Origin of the sequence: Streptomyces sp. NPDC058620 (assembly GCF_042717135.1) — a bacterium.
GTDB lineage: Bacteria > Actinomycetota > Actinomycetes > Streptomycetales > Streptomycetaceae > Streptomyces.
Genome location: NZ_JBHXQO010000033.1, coordinates 35,556 through 57,572, shown reverse-complemented (window position 1 = coordinate 57,572; position 22,017 = coordinate 35,556). Strand labels below are relative to the sequence as shown.

At 68.5% G+C, this 22,017-nt stretch carries 26 protein-coding genes, 4 pseudogenes and 1 riboswitch; of the genes and pseudogenes, 16 read left to right on the top strand and 14 right to left on the bottom strand.

Annotated features, from left to right (window positions below):
- Positions 1-191: 191 nt before the first annotated feature.
- Genes ACFWSK_RS25840 through rpmG form a run of 3 tightly spaced genes read right to left on the bottom strand, consistent with a single transcriptional unit; the run spans position 192 to position 1,794 of the window.
- Entirely contained in the window at positions 192-1,346 is a 1,155-nt protein-coding gene (locus ACFWSK_RS25840) for a CobW family GTP-binding protein (protein WP_383790632.1), read from the bottom strand.
- Positions 1,346-1,600, bottom strand: coding sequence for a type B 50S ribosomal protein L31 (locus tag ACFWSK_RS25835; RefSeq protein WP_383790629.1), 255 nt, complete (start codon positions 1,598-1,600; stop codon positions 1,346-1,348). The genes ACFWSK_RS25840 and ACFWSK_RS25835 overlap by 1 nt, the downstream gene beginning before the upstream one ends.
- Before the next feature lie 29 nt (positions 1,601-1,629).
- On the bottom strand, positions 1,630-1,794 hold the full coding sequence (rpmG, locus tag ACFWSK_RS25830) for a 50S ribosomal protein L33 (protein ID WP_383790627.1): 165 nt from the start codon (positions 1,792-1,794) through the stop codon (positions 1,630-1,632).
- Positions 1,795-1,970: 176 nt separating this feature from the next.
- Here rpmG and ACFWSK_RS25825 point away from each other — a divergent pair, with 176 nt between their 5' ends.
- Both ACFWSK_RS25825 and ACFWSK_RS25820 read left to right on the top strand, forming a co-directional pair.
- Entirely contained in the window at positions 1,971-4,244 is a 2,274-nt protein-coding gene (locus tag ACFWSK_RS25825) for an ATP-binding cassette domain-containing protein (RefSeq protein WP_383790625.1), read from the top strand.
- Between the two features lie 113 nt (positions 4,245-4,357).
- Positions 4,358-4,579 carry a DUF6480 family protein gene (locus tag ACFWSK_RS25820; RefSeq protein ID WP_383790622.1) on the top strand — a complete coding sequence of 74 codons (222 nt, stop codon included), beginning with the start codon at positions 4,358-4,360 and terminating at the stop codon, positions 4,577-4,579.
- Between the two features lie 104 nt (positions 4,580-4,683).
- Here the strand turns inward: ACFWSK_RS25820 and ACFWSK_RS25815 are convergent, their stop codons facing one another.
- Positions 4,684-5,070 (bottom strand): VOC family protein, encoded by a 387-nt coding sequence (locus ACFWSK_RS25815; RefSeq protein ID WP_383790620.1) that lies wholly within the window; start codon positions 5,068-5,070, stop codon positions 4,684-4,686.
- Between the two features lie 234 nt (positions 5,071-5,304).
- On the opposite strand from ACFWSK_RS25815, the gene ACFWSK_RS25810 reads away from it, so the two are divergent.
- On the top strand, positions 5,305-6,261 hold the full coding sequence (locus ACFWSK_RS25810; protein WP_383790617.1) for a metallophosphoesterase family protein: 957 nt from the start codon (positions 5,305-5,307) through the stop codon (positions 6,259-6,261).
- Positions 6,258-6,953 (top strand): 4'-phosphopantetheinyl transferase, encoded by a 696-nt coding sequence (locus ACFWSK_RS25805; RefSeq protein ID WP_383790614.1) that lies wholly within the window; start codon positions 6,258-6,260, stop codon positions 6,951-6,953. Before ACFWSK_RS25810 ends, ACFWSK_RS25805 begins: the two co-directional genes overlap by 4 nt.
- A 28-nt stretch (positions 6,954-6,981) precedes the next feature.
- Here ACFWSK_RS25805 and ACFWSK_RS25800 read toward each other — a convergent pair whose 3' ends face one another.
- Positions 6,982-7,569 carry a histidine phosphatase family protein gene (locus tag ACFWSK_RS25800; RefSeq protein WP_383790611.1) on the bottom strand — a complete coding sequence of 196 codons (588 nt, stop codon included), beginning with the start codon at positions 7,567-7,569 and terminating at the stop codon, positions 6,982-6,984.
- 86 nt (positions 7,570-7,655) lie between these two features.
- A riboswitch (adenosylcobalamin (AdoCbl) riboswitch) is annotated at positions 7,656-7,803 on the top strand.
- A gap of 3 nt (positions 7,804-7,806) precedes the next feature.
- On the opposite strand from ACFWSK_RS25800, the gene ACFWSK_RS25795 reads away from it, so the two are divergent.
- Both ACFWSK_RS25795 and ACFWSK_RS25790 read left to right on the top strand, forming a co-directional pair.
- Complete coding sequence (locus ACFWSK_RS25795; RefSeq protein WP_383790608.1) at positions 7,807-8,022, top strand: CbtB-domain containing protein; 216 nt, start codon at positions 7,807-7,809, stop codon at positions 8,020-8,022.
- A gap of 26 nt (positions 8,023-8,048) precedes the next feature.
- The gene (locus ACFWSK_RS25790; protein ID WP_383790605.1) at positions 8,049-8,822 is read left to right on the top strand and encodes a CbtA family protein; all 774 of its coding nucleotides are present in this window, start codon (positions 8,049-8,051) and stop codon (positions 8,820-8,822) included.
- 142 nt (positions 8,823-8,964) lie between these two features.
- On the opposite strand, the gene ACFWSK_RS25785 is transcribed toward ACFWSK_RS25790, so the two are convergent.
- Positions 8,965-9,468, bottom strand: coding sequence for a GNAT family N-acetyltransferase (locus ACFWSK_RS25785; protein WP_383790602.1), 504 nt, complete (start codon positions 9,466-9,468; stop codon positions 8,965-8,967).
- 190 nt (positions 9,469-9,658) lie between these two features.
- Between ACFWSK_RS25785 and ACFWSK_RS25780 the strand changes: the two genes are divergently transcribed.
- The 3 genes from ACFWSK_RS25780 to ACFWSK_RS25770 all read left to right on the top strand — a co-directional run bounded on the left by ACFWSK_RS25780 (position 9,659) and on the right by ACFWSK_RS25770 (position 11,435).
- A complete protein-coding gene (locus ACFWSK_RS25780) occupies positions 9,659-10,408 on the top strand; it encodes an SDR family oxidoreductase (RefSeq protein WP_383790599.1) in 750 nt (249 codons plus the stop codon).
- A gap of 99 nt (positions 10,409-10,507) precedes the next feature.
- Positions 10,508-10,666 carry a short-chain dehydrogenase/reductase gene (locus tag ACFWSK_RS25775; RefSeq protein ID WP_383790596.1) on the top strand — a complete coding sequence of 53 codons (159 nt, stop codon included), beginning with the start codon at positions 10,508-10,510 and terminating at the stop codon, positions 10,664-10,666.
- A 34-nt stretch (positions 10,667-10,700) separates the two neighbouring features.
- Positions 10,701-11,435: a TetR/AcrR family transcriptional regulator gene (locus ACFWSK_RS25770; protein WP_383790594.1), complete on the top strand. Its 735-nt coding sequence runs from the start codon at positions 10,701-10,703 to the stop codon at positions 11,433-11,435.
- Positions 11,436-11,491: 56 nt separating this feature from the next.
- On the opposite strand, the gene ACFWSK_RS25765 is transcribed toward ACFWSK_RS25770, so the two are convergent.
- Positions 11,492-11,845 carry a tetratricopeptide repeat protein gene (locus ACFWSK_RS25765; RefSeq protein ID WP_383790591.1) on the bottom strand — a complete coding sequence of 118 codons (354 nt, stop codon included), beginning with the start codon at positions 11,843-11,845 and terminating at the stop codon, positions 11,492-11,494.
- Positions 11,846-11,998: 153 nt separating this feature from the next.
- Here ACFWSK_RS25765 and ACFWSK_RS25760 point away from each other — a divergent pair, with 153 nt between their 5' ends.
- A complete protein-coding gene (locus ACFWSK_RS25760; RefSeq protein ID WP_383790588.1) occupies positions 11,999-12,964 on the top strand; it encodes a pirin family protein in 966 nt (321 codons plus the stop codon).
- 494 nt (positions 12,965-13,458) lie between these two features.
- On the opposite strand, the gene ACFWSK_RS25755 is transcribed toward ACFWSK_RS25760, so the two are convergent.
- The 3 genes and pseudogenes from ACFWSK_RS25755 to ACFWSK_RS25745 all read right to left on the bottom strand — a co-directional run bounded on the left by ACFWSK_RS25755 (position 13,459) and on the right by ACFWSK_RS25745 (position 15,251).
- Entirely contained in the window at positions 13,459-14,250 is a 792-nt protein-coding gene (locus ACFWSK_RS25755; RefSeq protein ID WP_383790584.1) for an ABC transporter permease, read from the bottom strand.
- A pseudogene (locus tag ACFWSK_RS25750) lies at positions 14,247-14,807 on the bottom strand (ATP-binding cassette domain-containing protein); the annotation flags it as partial. The pseudogene ACFWSK_RS25750 and the gene ACFWSK_RS25755, both read right to left, overlap by 4 nt.
- A gap of 120 nt (positions 14,808-14,927) precedes the next feature.
- Positions 14,928-15,251: an ATP-binding cassette domain-containing protein gene (locus tag ACFWSK_RS25745; RefSeq protein WP_383790581.1), complete on the bottom strand. Its 324-nt coding sequence runs from the start codon at positions 15,249-15,251 to the stop codon at positions 14,928-14,930.
- A gap of 105 nt (positions 15,252-15,356) precedes the next feature.
- Between ACFWSK_RS25745 and ACFWSK_RS25740 the strand changes: the two genes are divergently transcribed.
- Positions 15,357-15,509, top strand: coding sequence for a hypothetical protein (locus ACFWSK_RS25740; RefSeq protein ID WP_383790578.1), 153 nt, complete (start codon positions 15,357-15,359; stop codon positions 15,507-15,509).
- Between the two features lie 54 nt (positions 15,510-15,563).
- On the opposite strand, the pseudogene ACFWSK_RS25735 reads toward ACFWSK_RS25740, so the two are convergent.
- From ACFWSK_RS25735 to ACFWSK_RS25725, 3 genes and pseudogenes are all read right to left on the bottom strand, one after another.
- Positions 15,564-15,889, bottom strand: a pseudogene (locus ACFWSK_RS25735) (DUF1048 domain-containing protein).
- A 1-nt stretch (position 15,890) separates the two neighbouring features.
- Positions 15,891-16,246, bottom strand: a pseudogene (locus tag ACFWSK_RS25730) (DUF1048 domain-containing protein).
- Complete coding sequence (locus tag ACFWSK_RS25725) at positions 16,243-16,569, bottom strand: PadR family transcriptional regulator (RefSeq protein ID WP_383790575.1); 327 nt, start codon at positions 16,567-16,569, stop codon at positions 16,243-16,245. The pseudogene ACFWSK_RS25730 and the gene ACFWSK_RS25725 overlap by 4 nt, the downstream one beginning before the upstream one ends.
- Positions 16,570-16,808: 239 nt before the next feature.
- On the opposite strand from ACFWSK_RS25725, the pseudogene ACFWSK_RS25720 reads away from it, so the two are divergent.
- Positions 16,809-16,925: pseudogene (locus ACFWSK_RS25720) on the top strand (hypothetical protein); the annotation flags it as partial.
- Positions 16,926-16,935: 10 nt separating this feature from the next.
- Here the strand turns inward: ACFWSK_RS25720 and ACFWSK_RS25715 are convergent.
- Complete coding sequence (locus ACFWSK_RS25715) at positions 16,936-17,667, bottom strand: MerR family transcriptional regulator (RefSeq protein WP_383790573.1); 732 nt, start codon at positions 17,665-17,667, stop codon at positions 16,936-16,938.
- Positions 17,668-17,721: 54 nt separating this feature from the next.
- Here ACFWSK_RS25715 and ACFWSK_RS25710 point away from each other — a divergent pair, with 54 nt between their 5' ends.
- The 4 genes from ACFWSK_RS25710 to ACFWSK_RS25695 all read left to right on the top strand — a co-directional run bounded on the left by ACFWSK_RS25710 (position 17,722) and on the right by ACFWSK_RS25695 (position 21,943).
- Positions 17,722-18,012 carry a hypothetical protein gene (locus ACFWSK_RS25710; protein WP_383790571.1) on the top strand — a complete coding sequence of 97 codons (291 nt, stop codon included), beginning with the start codon at positions 17,722-17,724 and terminating at the stop codon, positions 18,010-18,012.
- 357 nt (positions 18,013-18,369) lie between these two features.
- Positions 18,370-18,705 (top strand): ArsR/SmtB family transcription factor, encoded by a 336-nt coding sequence (locus ACFWSK_RS25705; RefSeq protein WP_383790568.1) that lies wholly within the window; start codon positions 18,370-18,372, stop codon positions 18,703-18,705.
- The gene (locus tag ACFWSK_RS25700; RefSeq protein WP_383790565.1) at positions 18,705-19,427 is read left to right on the top strand and encodes a cation transporter; all 723 of its coding nucleotides are present in this window, start codon (positions 18,705-18,707) and stop codon (positions 19,425-19,427) included. The genes ACFWSK_RS25705 and ACFWSK_RS25700 overlap by 1 nt, the downstream gene beginning before the upstream one ends.
- A 560-nt stretch (positions 19,428-19,987) precedes the next feature.
- The gene (locus tag ACFWSK_RS25695; RefSeq protein ID WP_383790562.1) at positions 19,988-21,943 is read left to right on the top strand and encodes an amino acid transporter; all 1,956 of its coding nucleotides are present in this window, start codon (positions 19,988-19,990) and stop codon (positions 21,941-21,943) included.
- Positions 21,944-22,017 lie beyond the last annotated feature (74 nt).

Below are 22,017 nucleotides of genomic sequence, written 5' to 3'. Positions count from 1 at the left end.
CATGCCCTCGTCGGACCCCCAGGCATGATCGGTCGAATTCTAATGCGACCTCGAAGGGGCGGGCGTTCCCCGGTTCGGTTCGGTTCGAGAGGGCGAGGGAGGCTGGCAGGTGCGTCGCGGTCGCTACGGCAGAAGCGCCATCTCCCGCGCGTTCTTGACAGCGATGGCGACCTGACGGCGATTCGGGACGGTCAGTGGATCGGGTCCAGCAGTGAGTCGAACGCGGGCAGCAGGCTCCGCCACGCCTCGCGTCCTGCCTCGTACTCGGCGTCGGTGAGCAGGCAGGAATCCAGCAACGTGGTGAGGCCGTCGCGGTCGAGCCCGGGGGAGACGAAGACCAGATGCTGGCAGGAGTCGCCGTGCACCGGGTGCCAGTCGAGCGCGGCCGCCGCCTGCCGGAAGGGCGGCACCATGTCCCAGGCGGCGTCCGGCAGTGAGGCGAGCCAAGGACCGGTGTTCTCGACGCAGAGGGCGCCACCGGCCGCGTCCCAGGACAGGAGTGTGTCGGGCCGGTCGGCGAGCCAGAAGCGGCCCCGGCTGCGGGCCGCCGCACAGCTCAGATCCTCCAGCGCCGCGTACAGGCGCTCGGGGTGGAAGGGGCGGTGCCTGCGCCATACGAGGGTGCTCACCCCTGACTCCTCCGCGTCCTGGGGGAGAAGCGCACAGGCGGGGTGCTGAGCGGCGTTCGCCGCCTCCACGTCGAACCCGGCCAGGGCGAGTGCCGTCAGCGCGTCGGATCCGGCCGCAGCCTGCCGGGCCGTGGGGTGCAGTTGTCCGATCAACGCCCGGTCCTCGTCGTCCGCTTCCGCGCTGTCGACGAGGGCGATGACGGACGCGTACTCCAACTGGCGGGCCCAGGTGTCCCCGACCGTGCGGTGGTCGGTTGCCGCCGCGGCCAGCCCGGCCTCGGCGAGGTCGTCGCCGTTGTCGAGGTAGGGCAGCACCAGGGCCGGATCGACCGCGGTGATGACGCTCTTCACCTCGGCCCATCCCGCTCCGTGAACGGCGATCACCTCGGCCATGGCCTTCGGCTCGACGGAGTCCCAGAGTTCGAGGACGGCGAGGGAGGTGAGTGCGCTGGTCGCAAGGCGTTCCAGTTCAGGAATCAGGTCCGATCTGAGCGCGCAGCAGGCACAGTCGTTGACGAGTGGCGCCTCGCCGCTGGAATGTTCGCCCGATGAGTCGCGTACCGACCGGCGCACGGTTCCCTTTCCGGCCGCTGTCAGATCGTGGTGCAGCGCGACGCTGTGCGGGACACCCCTGAGCAGTCCCTCCACCACCTCGCGCCGGGCATCTGAGTGCAGACCGCCGACGATGACGACGGGCAGCTTCTGGTCGCGCTCCATCACCGGCCCTCACGGCTGCCGTAGCGGCGCTCGAACCGCTCCACCCGGCCGGCGGTGTCCAGGACCCGGGCGGTGCCGGTGTAGAAGGGGTGACTCGCGGAGGAGATCTCCACGTCGACGACCGGGTAGGTGTGGCCGTCCTCCCACTCGACGGTGCGCTCGCTGGTGAGGGTGGAGCGGGTCAGGAAGGCGAAGTCTGCGGCCTTGTCGCGGAAGACGACGGGGCCGTACGAGGGGTGGATTCCGGGCTTCATCGTGAGGTCCTTCGGATAGGGACGGGCGATCAGCGTTCTTCGCGAAAGTCCACGTGACGGCGGACGAGGGGGTCGAACTTGCGCAGCACGAGCCGGTCGGGATCGTTCCGCCGGTTCTTGCGCGTGACGTAGGTGTAGCCGGTGCCGACGGTGGAGCGGAGCTTGATGATCGGGCGTAGTTCGTCGCGAGCCATGACGAACACTATATGGGAATGATTTCCATGTTCAAAAAGGGTTCTCTTCCCCGCGTCTGCGCGCCTCACGCCGACTCCGCCCGCACGTCCGGCGTGCCGCGCCGACGCCAGGGGCCCGCGGCGGACGGCGCCGGGATCAGGGCCGACTGTCAGTGGTGTCGGATACCTTCGCCCCCATGACGACTCCTGAGACGACTTCAGCCGACAACCACCACGTCATCCAGGTGCGCGGCGCACGGGAGAACAACCTCGCCGACCTGTCGCTCGACATCCCCAAGCGTCGGCTCACGGTGTTCACGGGCGTCTCGGGGTCCGGGAAGTCCTCACTCGTCTTCGGCACCATCGCCGCCGAGTCCCAGCGGTTGATCAACGAGACGTACACCGCGTTCGTCCAGTCGTTCATGCCGAGCCTGGGGCGGCCCGATGTCGACGCGCTGCACAATCTGAGTGCCGCGATCGTGGTGGACCAGGAGCGGATGGGGGCCAACTCCCGCTCCACCGTCGGCACCGTTACCGATGCGTACACCATGCTGCGGATCGTCTTCTCGCGCCTCGGCACACCCCACATCGGTACGTCGGGAGCCTTCAGCTTCAATCTGCCGGAAGGCATGTGCCCGCGGTGCGAAGGGGCCGGGCAGGTGTCGGACATCGACATCGACCAGCTGGTCGACCGGGAGAAGTCGCTGAACGAGGGGGCCATCACCGTTCCCAACTTCGCGGTGGACTCCTGGTACTGGCAGATCATGGCCCACTCCGGTTTCTACGACCCGGACAAGAAGCTCAAGGACTTCACCGAGCAGGAGTGGGCGGACTTCCTCCACAAGCCGCAGGTCAAGGTGAAGGTGGGCAGCAACAACTTCACGTACGAGGGCCTGCTCCTGAAGGTTCAGCGGACCATGCTCAGCAAGGACCGCGACGCCATGCAGTCCCACATCCGGGCCTTCGTCGACCGCGCGGTGGTCTTTTGCGACTGCCCCGACTGCGGAGGCACCAGGCTGACGGCCGCGGCTCTGTCGTCGACGATCGACGGGGTGAACATCGCGGAGTGCTCCGCCATGCAGATCAGCGATCTGGCCCTGTTCGTGCGGGAGATCGACGACCCGGGTGTGGCCCCGCTGCTGGCCGGTCTGCGGGATCTGCTGGATTCCCTCGTCGAGATCGGCCTCGGCTACCTCAGTCTGGACCGGCCCTCCGGCACGCTCTCCGGCGGTGAGGCCCAGCGGGTGAAGATGGTGCGGCACCTCGGCTCCAGCCTGACGGATGTCACCTACGTGTTCGACGAGCCGACCATCGGCCTCCACCCCCACGACATCCAGCGGATGAACGCGTTGCTGCTGCGGCTGCGCGACAAGGGCAACACCGTGCTCGTCGTCGAGCACAAGCCCGAGGTGATCGCCATAGCGGACCATGTGGTCGATCTGGGACCGGGCGCGGGCACGGACGGCGGACACATCTGCTTCAGCGGAGACGTACCGGGGCTGCGCGCCTCCGGCACCCTGACCGGGCGGCATCTGGAACACCGGGCGGGCCTCCGGGACGCCGTGCGGAGACCGCACGGGCAGCTGTCCATCAAAGGCGCCGACAAGCACAACCTCCAGGACGTGAGCGTCGACATCCCGCTCGGTGTCCTGACCGTGGTCACTGGGGTCGCCGGATCGGGCAAGAGCTCACTGATCCACGGCAGCCTGCCCGCCGGGCAGGGCGTCGTGGTCGCCGACCAGTCGCCCATCCGTGGCTCGCGGCGCTCGAACCCGGCGACGTACACGGGACTGCTCAATCCGATCCGCACGGCCTTCGCCAAGGCCAACGGCGTCAAGCCGGCTCTCTTCAGCGCCAATTCGGAGGGTGCCTGCCCCAAGTGCAACGGCCTCGGGCTCATCTACACCGACCTCGCCATGATGGCGGGCGTGGCATCGGTGTGCGAGGAGTGCGAAGGCAAGCGGTTCACCCCCGAGGTCCTCACCTACACGCTGGACGGCAGGAACATCAGCGAGGTGCTGGGAATGTCGGTGGCGGAGGCCCGCGACTTCTTCCCTTCCGGCCAGGCGCACACCATCCTCGGGCGGCTGCGTGACGTCGGGCTCGGATACATCAGGCTCGGGCAGCCGCTCAACACGCTCTCGGGCGGGGAGCGCCAGCGCCTCAAGCTGGCCATCCACATGGCCGAGAAGGCGGCGACGTACGTACTCGACGAGCCGACCACCGGTCTGCACATGGCCGACGTGGACCAGTTGCTCGCGCTGCTCGACCGGCTGGTGGACGCGGGCAACACCGTGATCGTCATCGAGCACCACCAGGCGGTGATGGCCCATGCGGACTGGCTCATCGACCTCGGACCCGGGGCCGGGCACGACGGCGGCCGCGTGGTGTTCGAAGGGACGCCGGCAGACCTCGTCGCGACGGGGGACACCCTCACCGCCCGGCATCTGCGGGATTACGTCGCGGCCTGAGCCGTACGCCGGCGGCCCACACGCGGCCGCGCGGGCCCCGTTCTCCGTGCGGCCGCTCAAGGAAGATACCGGATATTCGGTGTATTCCCGTCCATATGGGTACGTGAAGAGGTATGAGCATTGGAAATCCCGACCCGGACCCGCGCAACACGCCCGGCCTGGAGCCCGGAGGGGGTGTCCCTACGGGCGACACGCCCCCGGGCGAAAGCAGCACGTCGGAGGCGGGGCCGTGGAACGAACCACCCAGGGGATGGGCGATGGGACCTCTCATCGCCATCCTTGCCCTCGCGGTGGTGGTGGCGGCCTTCTTCCTCGTCTACGCCATCCTCATATGACCTGTGCCGAACACCCGCCGTGTCCGTACGCTTGACCGTGTGTAGCGGGTGGACGACGGCGGGGCGGGTGCCGCAGGAGCACGATGGCCGGCGTGCGGCCGACGTCAGGGCCGGTAGCGCAACGGGTGGTCGTCGGGCACCTCGGTGAGTGCGATGCGGTGACCGTCCGGATCGGCGATCCACATCTCGATCAGACCCCAGGGCTCCCGCAGCGGTGCGCGAAGGACGTGGACGCCACGGCTCGCGAGTTCCTGGTACGCGGCCTCGCAGTCGGCCACCTGCATCCAGAGGCGGATGCTCGCGGTCGGCGGTTCGTCCGATCTTCCGGACAGCTCCAGGAAGCCACCGCCGAGAAAGTAGACCGTGCCGCGCTCCGGCCCGGTGCCGAACTCGCGGTACACGGCGAGACCGAGAGCTTCCCCGTAGAAATCCCGCGAGATCTGAGGGTCACGAGGTCGCAGCAACACCCGGCTGCTCAGTACATGCACCATGAACGTGACCCTACGCCGGTACCCGGCCGCCCCGACGGCTCTCCGCGCCGAGTTGTCCGTCGGCAACCCGGGCCGGTGGTCCGCACGCGGCCCGCTCGGCCGGAGGCCCGCCGACCCGACGAACCGGGAAGATCGAAAGCGTGGTCACGGTCACCCGTGAGACGGTAAATTCGAACGAACGCCGTACCTGTGGAACAGGCTCACGTATCCGCCGCGAGATCGGGAAACGCGTCCATGAGCTCTCCGAGCGACCCCGCCCAGTATCCGGTCCCGCACCCCGCGCACGGAGCGGGCCGGCTCCTCGCCGTCAGCGATCTGCATGTCGGAATCGCCGACAACCGGCCGATCGTCGAGTCGCTGCACCCGATGTCGGATGCGGACTGGCTCATCGTCGCGGGTGACGTGGCCGAGCAGGTGAAGGACGTGGCGTGGGCGCTGGAACTGCTCGCGAGCCGATTCGCCCACGTCGTGTGGACGCCGGGAAACCACGAACTTTGGACGATCGACAGGGACGCCGTGGCGCTTCGAGGCCAGGCGCGGTACGACCACCTCGTCGAGGTGTGCCGAGCGCTCGGCGTCTCCACACCCGAGGACCCCTTCCCCCGCTGGCCGGGGCCGGACGGGCCGGTGGCGGTCGCACCCGTCTTCGTTCTCTACGACTACACCTTCCGCGCCCCGGGCACGACGACCAAGGAGGAGTCCCTGGCTCGCGCCCACGAAGTGGGCGTCGTATGCACCGACGAGTTCGTGCTGCACCCCGACCCGTACGCCACCCGCGACGACTGGTGCCGGGCCCGGGTCGCGCAGACCGAGCAGCGGCTGGCCGCACACGACCCGGACATCCCCCTCGTGCTCGCCGGCCACTGGCCACTGGTGCGGGAACCCACATCCGTCATGTGGCACCCGGAGTTCGCCCAGTGGTGCGGCACCGAACTCACAGCCGACTGGCACCGCAGGTTCAACGTGGCGGCCGTTGTGTACGGCCATCTCCACATTCCCCGTACGACCTGGTACGACGGGGTGCGCTTCGAGGAAGTCTCGATCGGCTATCCCAGGGAGTGGCGCGAACTGGGCCACCCCCGTGGGCTGTTGCGGCAGATCCTGCCGTACGAGGACGGGGCCGGCACGCAGACCGGGACGCCGCCCGACGCGGACGGACCGGCGCCCGCCGGGCAGGGAGAGGCATCGTGATCGACCGGCTCCTCCCTCCGTACGTGGCCAGCGCGGCGACCTGTGAGGAGGACGCACCCGCCGGAACCCTGTTCCCGGAGGAAGAGGCACTGGTCGCCACGAGTGTGGCGAAACGGCGCCACGAATTCGCCGCGGCCCGCGCCTGCGCCCGCAGGGCGATGGCCGCTCTGGGCCTGCCGCCCGCTCCCGTACTGCGTGGTCACCGAGGAATGCCGCTGTGGCCCACCGGGTTCGTCGGCAGCATGACGCACTGCGACGGCTACCGTGCGGCAGCGCTGGCGAGGGCGGAGGACCTCCGTGGCCTGGGGGTCGATGCCGAACCCAACGCGCCGCTGCCCTCCGGCATATGGGAGATCGTCTCGCTCCCCTCGGAGCGGGAGCGGCTCCTGTCGCACGACGACTTGACGGGACGGAGAACCGGCACGGAGCCCGACGGGACCGGGGCCGTTCACTGGGACCGGCTGCTGTTCAGCGCCAAGGAGAGCGTGTTCAAGACGTGGTTCCCCCTCACCCGGACCGAACTCGACTTCACCGAAGCGGACATCACGTTCGTCCGTACGTCCGCGACCGCGGCCGGAGGAACATTCACCGCGACGCTGTTGCGGACCGCGCCCGGAATGCCTCCGGTGCTCACGGGCAGATGGCTGGTTCACGACGGCATCGCGGCCACGGCCATCACACTTCCCGCCTGACGGTCGTCCGGCTCAACACGTATCGGCCTCAAAGAGCCTGACCACACATCAGGTTCCAGCGCCCCTGGCGTCCGCTGAGTTCGGTGCGGGTCAAAGGAGGCACGTCGAGGCGCCAGAACGCCGACGAGGGCAGACCGAGTCCATGAACGATCGCGGCGCGTACGACGGCGGGCTCGACGACGGCGAGGACCCGGCCGCTGCCCTCCTCCAGACCGTCGAGCCAGCCGCCGACCCGGGCGGACAGGTTCGACAGCGACTCACCACCGTGGGGGGCCGCGTCCGGGTCGGCCAGCCAGGACGCCACGGCCTCGGGTTCGCTGTCGCTCACGTCGGACAGCCGCTTCCCGCGCCAGCGCCCCATGGCCCAGTCGGCGAGGGCGAGTTCGGACACGGGCTGAAGGCCGAGGACCTCGGCGGTCCGAAGGCAGCGCTCGGAGCCGCCGCTCAGGCACAGGTCCGCATCCGGTACGCCACCCGCGGCGGCACGCGCCCGACGTGTTCCGGCCTCGTCGAGGGGCGCGTCACCCTCGAACCGGGCCTCTCGCAGACCGGGATTCATCGCAGGCGAGATCAATATCACCCGTACCGTCAACGCGCTCTCCACTCCGTGAACCATGGCCTGTTCCGTACGTGACGTGTGGCCGTCGGGGCCCGTCGCCCTGCCGATTGCACCATGGCGGTGCCCAGCCGCAAGCGGTATGGTCACGACGACCATGACGACGGTGTGACGGAAGCCGGTGAGAATCCGGCACGGTCGCGCCACTGTGAACTCGTACCTGTACGGGAAGTCAGACCCGGCACTGTCGTCTGAGGCACCACGATCGGGACGCGTGTTCCCACAGGAGGTTCTGCCATGGCACAGTCTGCTGCCCCCGCCACCGGCGCACCCGCCATCACCCCCATCTCGCTGAAGGCCCTTGCCCCTTGGGCGGCGTTCTTCGGCATTCTCATGCTCGTCCTGCTGTACTTCGTCGGCGCCGAGCAGGGGGCCATCTCGGTCATCGCCGGTGAAGGCGTCCACGAGTGGGTCCACGACGGCCGGCACCTGCTCGGTTTCCCCTGCCACTGAGAACCCGATACGCAGGGGACAACCTCGTGAACTCCATCTCTGTCAGAGCTCTGCTCGTCCGCGGGATGCTGGCCGGCCTCGTGGCGGGCGCGCTCGCCCTCGTCGTCGCCTACTTCCTCGGTGAGTCCCAGGTGGACGCCGCCATCGCGCTGGAAGCGGCTCACCACCACGACCACGGCGGCGGCGAGGAACTCGTCAGCCGCACCATGCAGGCCACCGGCGGCCTCGCCACCGGCATCCTGGTGTTCGGCGTGGCGGTCGGCGGCATCGCCGCACTCGTCTTCTGCTACGCGCTCGGCCGCATCGGCGACTTCGGCCCCCGGGCCACAGCCGCTTTCGTCGCCGGTGCCGCGCTGCTGACGGTGTACGTCGTGCCGTTCCTGAAGTACCCGGCAAACCCGCCGGCCGTAGGTGATCCCGGCACCATCGGACAGCGCACGGCCCTCTTCTTCTTGATGGTCGCGCTGAGCGTGCTGCTGGCCGTCGCCGCCGTCATCATCGGCAAGCGGCTCGCACCCCGTCTGGGCAACTGGAACGCGTCGATCGCCGCGTTCGCCGGCTTCGTCCTTCTCATCGGACTCGCCTACGCCTTCCTGCCCTCGTTCAACGAGGTCGGCAAGGACTTCCCGGCCACGCTGCTCTGGCAGTTCCGGCTGTCCACGCTCGCCATCCAGGCGACGCTGTGGGGCTGCTTCGGTCTCGTCTTCGGATATCTGACCGAACGACTGCTGGAGCCTGAGGCGGACAGCTCGCGCGCGGGCACCGGAGCGGCGTCCCGGACTGCGGGGGCGGTGACCTGAGCGGTGGCAGGTGACCGGCCCACCGGTCCCTCGACACCCCTGACTGAGCCGTATCCGTTCGCTACGCAACCCGCCGGGCGCTGCCCGGCGGGTTGCGCGGTTCGTGGCGCCGGACGCCGGCAGGACGGCGGGCCGACGTGCCCTATGCGTCCTTGCCGGTCCAGTCGACCAGGTAGTGATGCAGTTGATCGTCCACCCCGACGAGCCGCATCCCGGCCGCTGTCATGACGCGGTGGGATCCGATGTTGTCGAGGTTCGCGTCGCCCCGCACGGATGCGACGCCTTGCGAGCGGGCGAACTCCAGCAGGGCGCGCAGCGCCTCGGAGGCGTACCCCTTCCCCCGGGCGCCGGGGGCCAGACCGTAGCCGATGGTCACCTGACCGTTCTCATCGGGTACGCCGTGAAATCCCAGCCCACCGATCACCTGTTCGTCCTCCCGCCGCCTGATCTCGAAGGAGCCGAACGGCCGGGGGTCCCCGGACGTCTCGCACGTGCTGAGGTAGCGGCGCGCACCGCCTTTGTCCCCGTCGGTGGGGTACCCCGGGGCCCACCGGGCGTCGGCCCCCGGTTCGCCCGCAACTATGTCCGCTGCTTCGGCGGGACTCATCAGGCGGAGCGTGAGGCGTGTCGTCACAAGGTCATCCATGACTGGCGGAGTATCACGGCGTGAGGGCTGAGCGCATCCGAATATGCGCGGCGGAGGACGGATGCCGGTGGGTTATCGCTGCTGGATAACATCGCTACCGACAGGAGGGTAGCGACGCTACGTTATTGGTGTTAGCGTTGATTACCCGGGGTGGCGCAGGCAGCCGTCCCCTCCAGCAGGGAGCAGCGTGATGAGTGAGCAGGCCACCCCCACCCGCCGCAGGGTCGCCGTCGTCACCGGCGGCTCGCGCGGCATCGGCCGCCAGAGCGCCGAACGGCTCGCGGCGGACGGCTTCGCCGTCGTCGTCAACTACGCGGGCAATCTCACCGAGGCCGAAGCCGCAGTCGCTGCCATCGTCGCCGAAGGCGGCGAGGCCTTCGCGTACCGGGCCGACGTGGCCGACGAAGTCGCTGTCACCGCCCTCTTCGACGCCGCCGAGGAAGCGTTCGGGGGAGTCGACGTGGTCGTCCACGCCGCAGGTGTGATGACGCTGGCCCCGCTGGTCGACACGGACCTGGACGCCCTGGACCGGATGCACCGAACCAACATCCGCGGCACCTTCGTCGTCGATCAGCAGGCAGCGCGGCGCCTGCGCGAGGGCGGGGCGATCATCAACTTCTCCAGCTCCGTGCTGTCCCTGTCCCTTCCCGGCTACAGCGCCTACGCAGCCACGAAGGGTGCCGTCGAGGCCATGACGCTGATCCTGGCCCGCGAGCTGCGCGGCCGGGACATCACTGTCAACGCGGTCGCGCCCGGACCGACCGCGACCGCCCTGTTCCTGGACGGCAAGGACGAGGAGACGGTGGCGCGGCTGGCAGCCCAGGCGCCGCTGGAGCGCTTGGGGACGCCGGAGGACATCGCCGAAGTCGTCTCCTTCCTCGCCGGCCCTGCCCGCTGGGTCAACGGCCAGGTCGTGCGTGCCAACGGCGGCATAGTCTGAGTCGACCGGCCCTGCTACCCACCCCCTCGACCGGGAGCACTGCCATGCATGGGACCTCCATGAACCGCCGACCTCGCTCCCGCCGATGCCGTCGTGAGGGTGGTCACCACCGAACACGGCAAGCGGCCCTTTCGGGTGGATGCCGACCCGGCGGGCGACCGCAGCGAGGAGGTCAGTGTCGTCGTCGGCCCTATCCGCGCGGAGTTCCTCACCCGCATCGGCATCGACGACCGGCTGACCCTCCGTTCCGGCGTCTGAATTGCGCCGGGCGCCGCTTGATAGCGTCCGTCCGATGAGTACACGAGCGCGCATTCTCGAGGTGGCGGCCGAGTTGGTCGCGGAGTCCCCGGACGGCGATGTCTCCACGCGTGCCGTGTGTGAGGCCGCCCAGGTGGGGCCCCCCGCCCTGTACCGGCATTTCGGCGACAAGGAAGGCCTGCTGTCGGCCGTCGTCGACCACGGCTTCGACGCGTACCTGGCGACCAAGCGGGAGCGCGGCGAGTCCACGGACCCGGTGGAGGATCTCCGTCATGGCTGGGACAGTCATGTGGACTTCGCCCTGCGCAATCCGAACCTGTACCGGCTGATGAACTCGCCCGCGATGCGCACCCCGCCGGCCTCGGCGCTGGAGTCGCACCGGATTCTCACTCGTGACCTGGAGCGGGCGGCGGAGCGGGGCAGGCTGCTGGTCGCTCCCGAACTGGCGGCCCAGGTGATCATGTCTGCCAACGTGGGCGTGGCGCTGATGCTGGTGGCCCGCCCGGGGACCTTCTCCGACCCCACGGCATCGCGGCGAGTGCGCGACGCGGTACACGCCGCGGTCCTGACGCCGGACGAAGCCGGCGGTGCGCCGGTGGGTGCGGCGGCCCCTACCGCCGCAGTCCCTTCCACCGCCGCCACCTTGAGTGCTCTGCTGCGGCAGTCCCACGGGGCAGGGCTCAGTACGGCGGAGGCGGCCTTGATGACGGAATGGCTGGACCGTGTCTCCAACACACAGGGCGGCCCGGAGCCGAAGCCCCGGGCCTGAGCGGGCGGACCCCGAGCGCCGTCACCGACGACCCGGGGTCGCTTCGCGGTACGGCGTTACGACGCTTCCGGCCCGAAATCCCCGGTCAGCGCCGCCGCCATCCGCAGATGGGGCACGGCCTCCGCATGCCGGCCCTGCCGCTCCAGGGTCCGGCCCAGCATCAGCTGCGCGTAGTCCTCGACGGGGTCGCGCTCCAGCACGGCACGCAGCTCCGCCTCGGCCTTGCCGAGGCGCGCCGAGTGGTAGTAGGCGCGGGCCAGCAGCAGTCGCGGAGCGACCTGCTCCGGTACCTCATCGACCAGCCCGCCCAGGATGCGGGCGGCGGTCAGGTACTCCTTCGCGTCGAAGAACATCTGCGCACGGTCCCAGCGTTCGGCGGCTGTGCCGAACTCGTAGTAGGTGTCGTTCACTGGTCCTCCTTGGCGGGGCCGTTGGCGGATCCGGTCCGCGGTCTCCGCGGTGTCCGTTCGGGTGCGTCAACACAGCATAATGATTGAATATTCCACTAAACTTTCGGCGTGGGGGTGGGCACTACGGGTCCCTGCGGGAATAGGTTGAGCGCCATGAGTAATCTCGATCGCCAGGCCACACCCTCCGTCTGCGGAGGACGGGGCTTCGTCGTCGCCGAGCCGGTACGCGAACTACTCGCTCCGCGCCGTGTCCAGTTGGGCGAATCCACCGAGGTCCGCAGGCTGCTGCCGAATCTGGGCCGCCGGATGGTCGGCGCCTGGGCTTTCGTGGACCACTACGGCCCCGACGACATCGCCGACGAGCCCGGGATGCAGGTGCCGCCGCACCCGCACATGGGTCTGCAGACGGTCAGTTGGCTGCATGACGGCGAGGTCCTGCACCGCGACAGCGTGGGCAGCCTCCAGGCGATCCGCCCCCGCGAGCTGGGCCTGATGACCTCGGGCAAGGCGATCAGCCACTCCGAGGAGAGCCCGAAGCCCCACGCCAGGTACCTCCACGGCGCGCAGCTCTGGGTCGCACTGCCCGAAGCGCATCGGAACGTCGATCCGCACTTCCAGCACCACACCAACCTTCCCACGGTCACCGCGCCGGGCCTCGTCGCGACCGTGATCCTCGGAGAACTCGACGGCGCCGCCTCGCCCGGCACCACGTACACCCCGATCATCGGCGCCGACCTGGCCCTGACGAGCGGCGCCGAGGCCCGCGTACCCCTCGACCCCGACTTCGAGTACGCCGTCCTGTCGATGTCCGGCGAGGCGGAGGTCGACGGGGTCCCCGTACTGCCGGGCTCCATGCTCTACCTAGGCTGCGGCCGCACCGAACTGCCCCTGCGCGCCCTCTCGGACGCCGGGCTCATGCTGCTCGGCGGCGAGCCCTTCGCCGAGGAGATCGTGATGTGGTGGAACTTCATCGGGCGGTCCCACGAGGAAATCGCACAGGCACGTGCAGACTGGGCGGCCGGTGCCCGGTTCGGGGAAGTGCATGGCTACGACGGAGGCCGGCTCCCCGCTCCTGAACTGCCACCTGTGGCGCTGAAACCGCGGGGAAGGGTGCGCTGAGCTGCGCTGATGTGGCCGGGTCCGGGCGGGCCCTGGTCGCGGCAGCTCGGTCCCATACTCAGAAGCGGAATCGGTCCAGCGCTTCTCCGGAAGCCTCCGCCGCACGTGCCCAGGATTCCAAAGTGTGGTCGTGCGCGAGCAGCTTTAGTAGACCTAATGCTGACCCAATGCTGACTCTACTGACGGGGTGTCAGGCGAGAGTGTCAGGCTGTCGCGTCATGGTCTGGCTGTCTGCTGTCTGTGATGAGCGGACTGGGCACCTGGGGCTGGAGCTTTTCCTGACTCGTGGCATGGAAGTAAGGAACGCGCGGGTTCGCGGAAGCTCGGACAGCTAGGGCAAAACCCGCAGGCGAGGTAGACGTGGGACGCCCTCTGGGAGCGGGTTCGAGAGATCTGAAGCCCAGCTGCTACTCGTTGAGTAGGCAGTACGCGCCGGTGCGCCGGAGGGGGCCGCCGTCGGGCGGGGCGAGGGGCGCCCGCGCGCTTATGCCGGGTTACCTGGGGTCGCGGTTGAACTGCGCAGTCGCCCAGCGGTAGCCGAGCGCGATCAGGCCGACGCACCAGGCGATCGCGAGCCACCCGTTGTTGCCGATCTCGGTGCCGAGGAGAAGGCCGCGCAGGGTCTCGATGGCCGGGGTGAAAGGTTGGTACTCGGCGATCGGCTGAAACCAGCCCGGCATGGTGTCGGCCGGGATGAAAGCGCTGGAGATGAGGGGGAGAAGGATCAGCGGCATGGCCATGTTGCTGGCCGCCTCGGGGTTCGGGCTGGCCAGGCCCATGCCGACCGCGATCCAGGTCAGCGCCAGGGCGAAGAGCACGATGAGCCCGAATGCTGCCAGCCACTCCAGGGCGGTTGCGTCCGCGGAGCGGAAGCCGATGGCCACGCCGACGGCGCCGACGAGGACCACGCTCATGACGGATTGCAGCACGCTGCCGACGACGTGCCCGATGAGTACCGAAGGGCGGTAGACCGCCATCGTACGGAAGCGGGCGATGAGGCCCTCAGTCATATCCATGGAGACGTACACCGCGGCCCCGATCACGGTGCTGCCGATGGTCATCAGCAGCAGGCCGGGGACGATGTAGGCGATGTAGTCGGAGCGGTCCGCGCCGCCGCCGCCGATGCCCGCGCTCATTACGTCTCCGAAGATGTAGACGAAGAGCAGCAGCATCATGATCGGCGTGAGCAGCAGGTTCAGGGTCCCTGACGGGTAGCGCCGGGCGTGCAGCAGGTTGCGGCGCAGCATTGTGTTCGAGTCGCGTACAGCGAGAGAGAGGGAGCTCATCGGACGGTCTCCTTGGGCTGGTTCGGGACGTTGGCCGGGCCGGTCAGGGCGAAGAACACGTCGTCGAGGTCGGGGGTATGGACGGTCAGTTCGTCCGCCTCGATGCCGGCGGAGTCGAGCCAGTCGAGAATGGAGCGCAGTTCGCGCTGACTGCCGTCGCTGGGGATGGACAGCGACAGTGCCTCGTCGTCCCGGGTGACCTCGCGCAGGGCGCCGGCGGCGGACTGGTACGTGACCGGGTCGGTGAAGCGGAGCCGGATGTGCCCGCCCGGGATGAGCCGCTTGAGCTTCTCGGGGGTGCCCTCGGCGGCGATCTTGCCGTCGTTCAACACAGCGATGCGGTCTGCGAGTTCGTCGGCCTCTTCCAGGTACTGGGTGGTAAGGAAGACGGTTACGCCGTCGGATACGAGACTGCGGATGATGCCCCACATGTGGTGGCGTGAACGCGGGTCGAGCCCTGTCGTCGGCTCGTCGAGGAAGATGATCCGCGGGCTGCCCACCAGCGTCATCGCGAGGTCGAGGCGGCGCTTCATGCCGCCGGAATAGGTCGAGGCGGGCTTCCTGGCGGGCCTCCACCAGGTCGAAGCGCTCCAGGAGTTCGGCGGCGACCCGCCGTCCCTCGCTCTTGGGCAGGTGGTGCAGGTCCGCCATGAGGAGCATGTTCTCCTCGCCGGTGATCAGACCGTCCACGGCGGAGAACTGCCCGGTGACACCGAGCGCGGCACGTACCGCCTGCGGGTCGGCGGCCAGGTCGTGCGCCCGCCGACGTGCAGGTCCCCGGCGTCCGCAGTGATGAGGGTGGAGAGGATTTTCACGGCGGTGGTCTTGCCGGCACCGTTCGGTCCGAGCAGCGCGAACACGGACCCGCCCGGGATGCGCAGATCGATGCCGTCGAGGACGAGCTTTTCGCCGTACGACTTGCGTAGCCCGACGGCGGAGACGGCGGTCGGCGACGGGTGACCGTCATCTTGCCTGGATGTGGGCATGACAGATGGAGCCATGGCGACTTCCTTTCGGAGGCTGGAGACGCAGGGAGAGTGGAAGCTGTTTCGGAATTCGGATCGGAGTGACTGTCCGTGACTACACGTCAGTCGTATCGTCTTGGGATGGTGTCGAGCGGCCCGCGGCCGGAGACCTGCTCGCCGGGTGGTGTTGGCAGTGCTGACCAGGTCTCGCCGGCCTGCTCGACCATTTCGGTGGACAGGATCTGCGGCGGCTTCTGGTGGCCGGTCGGCCCGCGCCTGTTCGCGCTGCGCTGAGGCGAACGAACCGCGCGTGAGCGCCACGCCCACTGGCATGAGGCGACGGGCGTGTTACCTCTCGGCCGTACCGGGTTCCCGCCGATGGACTCCTGGTAGACGTCCGCATAGGTGCGTGAGTCCTTGACCAGGTCGTCGCAGAACGCGGCGACGTCGCTGCCGATGAGTTCCAAGACCCCCTTGCCCGCGGCGGCGCCCTCCTCGAAGAAGTCGACGATCCCGGGGAGCAGGGGCCCGTCAGGCAGGTCGATCGGTCCGACCTTGAACAGGTACTTCTGCATCTCCTTGTAGACGATCTGGTAGTCCGGCGGGAGCGCCTTGACCCGGGCCGTGTGCGCCCGCCACTGCTTCTTGCCCTCGATGATGTCCTGGATGCTCACGTCAGCCTCCCAGCCGGCTCAGTTTCCGTGCGACGTTCCTGTTCAACTGCTCGCGCCACCGGTCGCGAAAGGTCCGGGCCCCTTCTCCACCGGCCAGTGCAGTGCAGAAGCCTCCGATGTCGTCGCCGAGCACCTCGTGGACGCTCTGTCCGTCCGCCGCGCTACTTCGAGCAGCCCCAGGGCCGAGTCGAGGATCGGCATCAGGTTGCGGCCGGTGAAGTCCCCGTAAGGGAAGAGGCAGGCGATGATCTGTCCCCACGCCGCCCGGTAGTCGTCCGGCAGGGCCTCGGCCCGAGCTTCGAACGCCTTCCAATCCCTGGTGAGATCGCTGCCTGTGATGGTCTCCCAGAAGTTCATCTCCCGGCCTCCTTCAGCCTGTCGATGCGTGATGAGACGTACTGCCATTTCGTCCAGAACTTCGCGAGTTCCTCGCGGCCGGCGTCGTTGAGCGCGTAGAACTTGCGCGGCGGACCGACCCCGGATGGTCGCTTCGTCACCTGGACGAGTCCGTTCCTCTCCAGCCGCAGCAGGATGGTGTACACCGTCCCCTCGACGACGTCGGCGAAGCCGAGCTCGTTCAGCCGGCGGGTGATGGCGTACCCGTAGGTTTCCTCGCTGCCGATGATTTCGAGCACACACCCTTCGAGGGTGCCCTTCAACATCTCCGTCAGGTCGTCCATCGCTAGTCCTCCTCGGCCCTATCGGTACTGCGTACTACCGAATACCACTACACGGTATCACCGAGTAGTGGAGGTTGCTAGGGATCGGTGAACACGGACCGGACTCTGCGATCCGCGAAGCGAAGGAAGAGATCCTTCGGGACGCCCCCGAGCTGGCATGTGAACGATTCCGTGCTCGATGGCCCGACCCCGGCCCCGATCTCTCGGAGCAAGGGCACTTCGCCATGCTCAGAATCCAGTCCCGGATCACCCGCATGGTTGCCGACGGCTACCGTCCCGACCGCTGGGACGTGAGCGGCGGCCTTGTCTGCCTGGCTGGGATGGCGGTCATCGTCAGCGCCCCACGCGCTGACTGACCACCTCGCGTCACAGGTCCAGTTGTGTGCGAATGAGCGTGTCGAGTCGCTGCCATGCCGGGGACGAGGCGTTGACCGTGCCCTGGATGAGAGCGGGGATTTGGGAGCCTGTATCCAGCTGGGGCAGTTCGTCGGCTCCGTAGCGTTCCATGGTTGCCGCAGTGATCCGCCGGGCGAGGTCGTAGACGCGGGGGTCGCCGGGGTCGAGGTCGTGTGCGTGGTCGTAGTCGAGGAAGAGCTGTCGGAGCGCAGGGTCGGCCAGGCTCTGGGCCTGGTCGTGGAACAGGGCGGTCGCACTGTCCGGGTGGGTGGCGAACACGAGGATCCACAGGTCGCGTTGCAGGTCCACCCATCGAGGCGTGAATCCCCAGCTGGCCAGGTGCTCCAGATGGGCGCCGACCTCGGTGGGCAGCGGGGACAGATGCCCGGCGGCGAGCTGCCGCAGACGCCCCCGCGTTGCCTGCATGCTGCGGATGCGGGCGGTGAGTTCGCCGTCGATCTCGCGCAGCGCGTGCTGGAATTCCTCGTCGGTCGCTGATCTCAGCGTCCGGATGCGGGCTAGGGGGACGCCGACTTCGGCGAGCGTCCGGATCTTGATCAGGTCGATGGCGTCCTTCGCGTCGTAGCGTCGGTAGCCGGACGCATCGCGGTCGGGCTCGGGCAGCAGCCCCTTGTCGTGGTAGACGCGAATGGTCTTGATCGACACACCGATGTACCTGGCCAGCTGCCCGATGGTGATCATCCGGCCATCCTTCCACTTGACCTTTCCCCAAGGGCAGGGTTGCACGATGGCGTCATGGAGAACGTGAACATGGATGTTGACCGGGAGACCCTGCGCGAGCTTGCCGACGCGGGTAATGAGCTTGCTTTGGATCGGCTGGCCGACCTCGCGGACGCAGCCGGCGACCTCGATGAGCTGAGCGAATTGCTGGACGAGGGTTCCATGCGCGCCGGATTCCTGCTCACCCGACGCGCGGTCTCGGCTGGTGACCCGCGCGAGCTGCAGCGGATCTCCGACGCTGGGTACGACGAGGCCAGCGACGAGCTGGACCGACTGCTGAAGGCAGCCCAGCGGCATCGTCCCTGAAGATCCGAAGCAGGGGTCGTGAGTGCTTGGCGCAGCTGGTGAGCGCCGGGAGCTCTGGCCAAGCCGTTGGGTGGGCGGTAGGTCCGGCGCTCCAATCCTTGGTGATCGGCCGGGGTCTGCGAACGGGTAGCGTCCACAGTCGGGCAATCGGTGAAGTCATGCTGCTCGGCTCTGGGCCGGCTGGACAAACTGTGTGGAGACGAGGGCCCCGCAGGCCGACGTCGGCCTGCGGGGCCCGCCGAAGCCGCTTGTGACCGCGAGCTTCTCGTTCGGGCAGTCCGGGACGACCCCGGGCGGACCGGGTGGGAGCATCTGTCCATGCTTTCCTGAATTCAGGAATGACTGTACCGTCATGGGGTGCTGACTGTTGCCTCCGACATCGAGGTGCTGGCCAGGTTCGGCCGCGCGCTCGCCGACCCGATTCGCTGCCGCATCCTGCTCGCTCTGCGCGACGCCCCCGCCTACCCCGCCGATCTCGCCGACGCGTTCGATATCTCCCGCACCCGGCTGTCGAACCACCTTGCGTGCCTGCGCGACTGTGGCCTCGTCGTCACCGTGCCCGATGGCCGCCGCACCCGCTACGAGCTGGCCGACGAACGTCTCGGCCACGCGCTCGACGCTCTGCGCACCGCCGTGGTGGCCGTCGAAACCGACCGTACCTGTGTGAACGCCGAGGAGATGGGCTGCTGCTGATGGCCGCGGACCTCTCCATACCTCTCGGGCCCAGCCCGGCTCGCCGCGACGCGCTCGCCAGGCGCATACGCCAGCTGGTCGCCGCGACGATCGTCTACAACGTCGTCGAGGCCGTTGTCGCCATCACCGCCGGCACCCTCGCCTCCTCCACCGCGCTCATCGGCTTCGGTCTGGATTCTGTTATCGAGGTCTCCTCTGCCGCCGCGGTGGCCTGGCAATTCTCCGCCAGCGATCACGCCGTACGGGAAGCCCGGGAGACGATCACACTGCGGATCATCGCCATCTCCTTCTTCGCCCTCGCCGCATATGTCGGCGTCGACGCCGTCCGTGCGCTGACCGGCACCGGCGAGGCGGACCGCTCCGTCCCCGGCATCGTCATCGCCGCCCTGTCCCTGATGGTGATGCCGTTCCTGTCCGCCGCGCAGCGCAGAGCCGGGCGCGAGCTCGGTTCCGCCAGCGCGGTCGCGGACTCCAAACAGACCCTGCTGTGCACCTACCTGTCCGCAGTGCTCCTCGTGGGCCTCGTCCTCAACGCCATCCTTGGCTGGTCCTGGGCCGACCCGATCGCCGCTCTCGCCATCGCCGTCATCGCAGCCAAGGAAGGCCGCGACGCCTGGCAGGGCAAAAGCTGCTGCGCACCCACCACGGCCACAGCGGTCCCTGTCCCCACTGCCGAAGGGGACGGGTGCGGCTGCCGTCCCGGCTGCACGTGCTGCACCTGACCGCTGGGCGTGGCACGCTCCCGGGAAGCGACTGGCATTCCCCTCCTTACGTACGCCCGCCGTTCGGGCTCACGATTCTCTGGGCGCGTCGGAACATGCCTGTTCTTTGCGACCTTTTCTGACCGTACTGAGGGCCTTCCCGCCCCCCGACCCACCAGTCGGGGGGGCGGGTCGTCCCTCCTCGTCCTCCCCGCGGGGAGCTGCGAAACGGAATGTCCGGGCCGCCGGCCACGGCCGGGGGTGGACCAACCGCGCCAAAGACTCACGCGGGGTGGCCGGCCCTGCGGCGGACTCGTCCTCATGGCCGCCGCCCCCGTGCCGTCACACCGGACCAGCCGGTCCCCTCGGTGGACGTTCGAGCGGGTGCGATATCCGTGCCCGAAGGCGCGCGACGCGCGGGAGTGCTCGTCCGGTGAGCTGCGGCAGTGAAGCATTGGGTGCATCTTGACGCTTTCCTGACGTGCCCGCCCCGATAGGGCATTTAGGCGTTGCTTACGCTGGCCGGGCCGTCCGCCCGGCGGTCGGAATCCCTCACCAAGCAGCAGCCCAGGAGCCCCTCCATGTCCACGACGAACGCCCCGCGCACCGGCCGAGTGCGCACGTGGATGCTGGAGGGGCTCTCCGACATGGGCAAAGGCAAACCGTCCCGGCCCGTGGCGTCATCCCCTGAGGCCGGCCACAAAGGGCAACGGTGGTGGCGGGTGATGTGCCTGACCGGTGTCGACTACTTCTCCACCCTTGGTTACCAGCCTGGCATCGCCGCGCTCGCGGCCGGACTGCTGTCTCCTGTCGCCACCGTCGTGCTGGTGATCGTCACCCTGGCCGGCGCGCTGCCCGTCTACCGGCGTGTGGCGGAAGAGAGCCCGCACGGCGAGGGCTCGATCGCGATGCTGTCACGCCTGCTGTCCTTCTGGAAGGGCAAGCTGTTCGTCCTCACCCTGCTCGGCTTCGCGGCCACCGACTTCCTGATCACCATCACGCTCTCAGCCGCGGACGCCTCCACTCACCTCGTGGAGAACCCGCATCTGGCCGAGGCCCTGCACGACAAGCAGGTCCTCATCACGATGATCCTCATCGCGCTGCTCGGAGCGGTGTTCCTCAAGGGCTTCCTGGAGGCGATCGGCGTCGCGGTCGTCCTCGTGGGCGTCTATCTGGCACTCAACGTGGTCGTTGTGGTCACCGGCCTGTGGCACGTGGCCACCGAGGGCCACGTCGTCACCGACTGGTCCACCGCCCTGACCGCCGAACACGGCAACGTCTTCGCCATGATCGGCGTCGCACTGATCGTCTTCCCCAAGCTCGCGCTCGGCCTGTCGGGATTCGAGACCGGCGTAGCCGTCATGCCGCACGTCGAGGGCGACCCGGGCGACTCCGAGGAGAAGCCCACGGGACGGATCCGGGGCACGAAGAAGCTGCTGACCACGGCCGCGCTGATCATGAGTGTCTTTTTGATCTGTACCAGCTTCATCACCACCGTCCTCATCCCCCACGAGGAGTTCGAGTCCGGCGGCGAGGCGAACGGCCGCGCGCTCGCTTACCTCGCCCACGAGTACCTCGGCAACGCCTTCGGCACGATCTACGACGTCTCAACCATCGCCATCCTGTGGTTCGCCGGCGCTTCTGCCATGGCCGGTCTGCTGAACCTGATGCCTCGCTACCTGCCCAAGTACGGTATGGCCCCGCACTGGGCGCGCGCCGTACGCCCGATGGTCATCGTCTTCACCCTGGTCGCCTTCCTGGTGACCTGGATCTTCGACGCGGACGTCGACGCGCAGGGTGGCGCGTACGCGACCGGTGTCCTCGTCCTGATCTGCTCCGCGGCCATCGCCGTGACCATCGCCGCCCGCAAGGCCGGCCAGCGCGGCTGGACCATCGGGTTCGGCGTCATCTCCGCCGTGTTCCTCTACACCACGGTCGTCAACGTCATTGAGCGCCCGGACGGGGTGAAGATCGGTGCCTGCTTCATCGTCGGCATCATCCTCATTTCCCTCCTCTCCCGTCTCGGCCGCGCTTTCGAGCTGCGCGTCACGCACATAGAGCTGGACGAGATGGCCGAACGATTCATCCAGGACATCTCCCGCCGAACCGCGCGGTTCATCGCCAACGAACCCGACAACCGTGACGTCGCCGAGTACCGCAACAAGATCGAGCAGATTCGCGCCGACAACGACCTCCCCACCGGCGAGGACTTCGTCTTCGTCGAGGTCACCGTCACCGACCCCTCCGAGTTCGAAGCCGGGTTGACCGTCCGCGGCGAAGTCCTCCACGATCGCTACCGCGTCCTCACGATCGAGTCGTCCTCGGTTCCGAACGCCCTCGCGGCCCTCCTCCTCCACGTCCGCGACACCACCGGCGCCCGCCCCCACATCTACTTCGAGTGGACCGAGGGCAACCCCTTTACCAACTTCCTCCGCTTCTTCCTCCTGGGCCAGGGCGAAGTCGCCCCGGTCACGCGGGAGGTGCTTCGCGAGGCGGAGGCGGACCGGAACCGCCGTCCCCGCGTCCACGTTGGCTGAGAGGCAGGCAGGGGGAAGAGATCGGCGCAGTAGCAAAGGCAGTCTTTCACCACCGAGCACTGGGCGCCGGATGA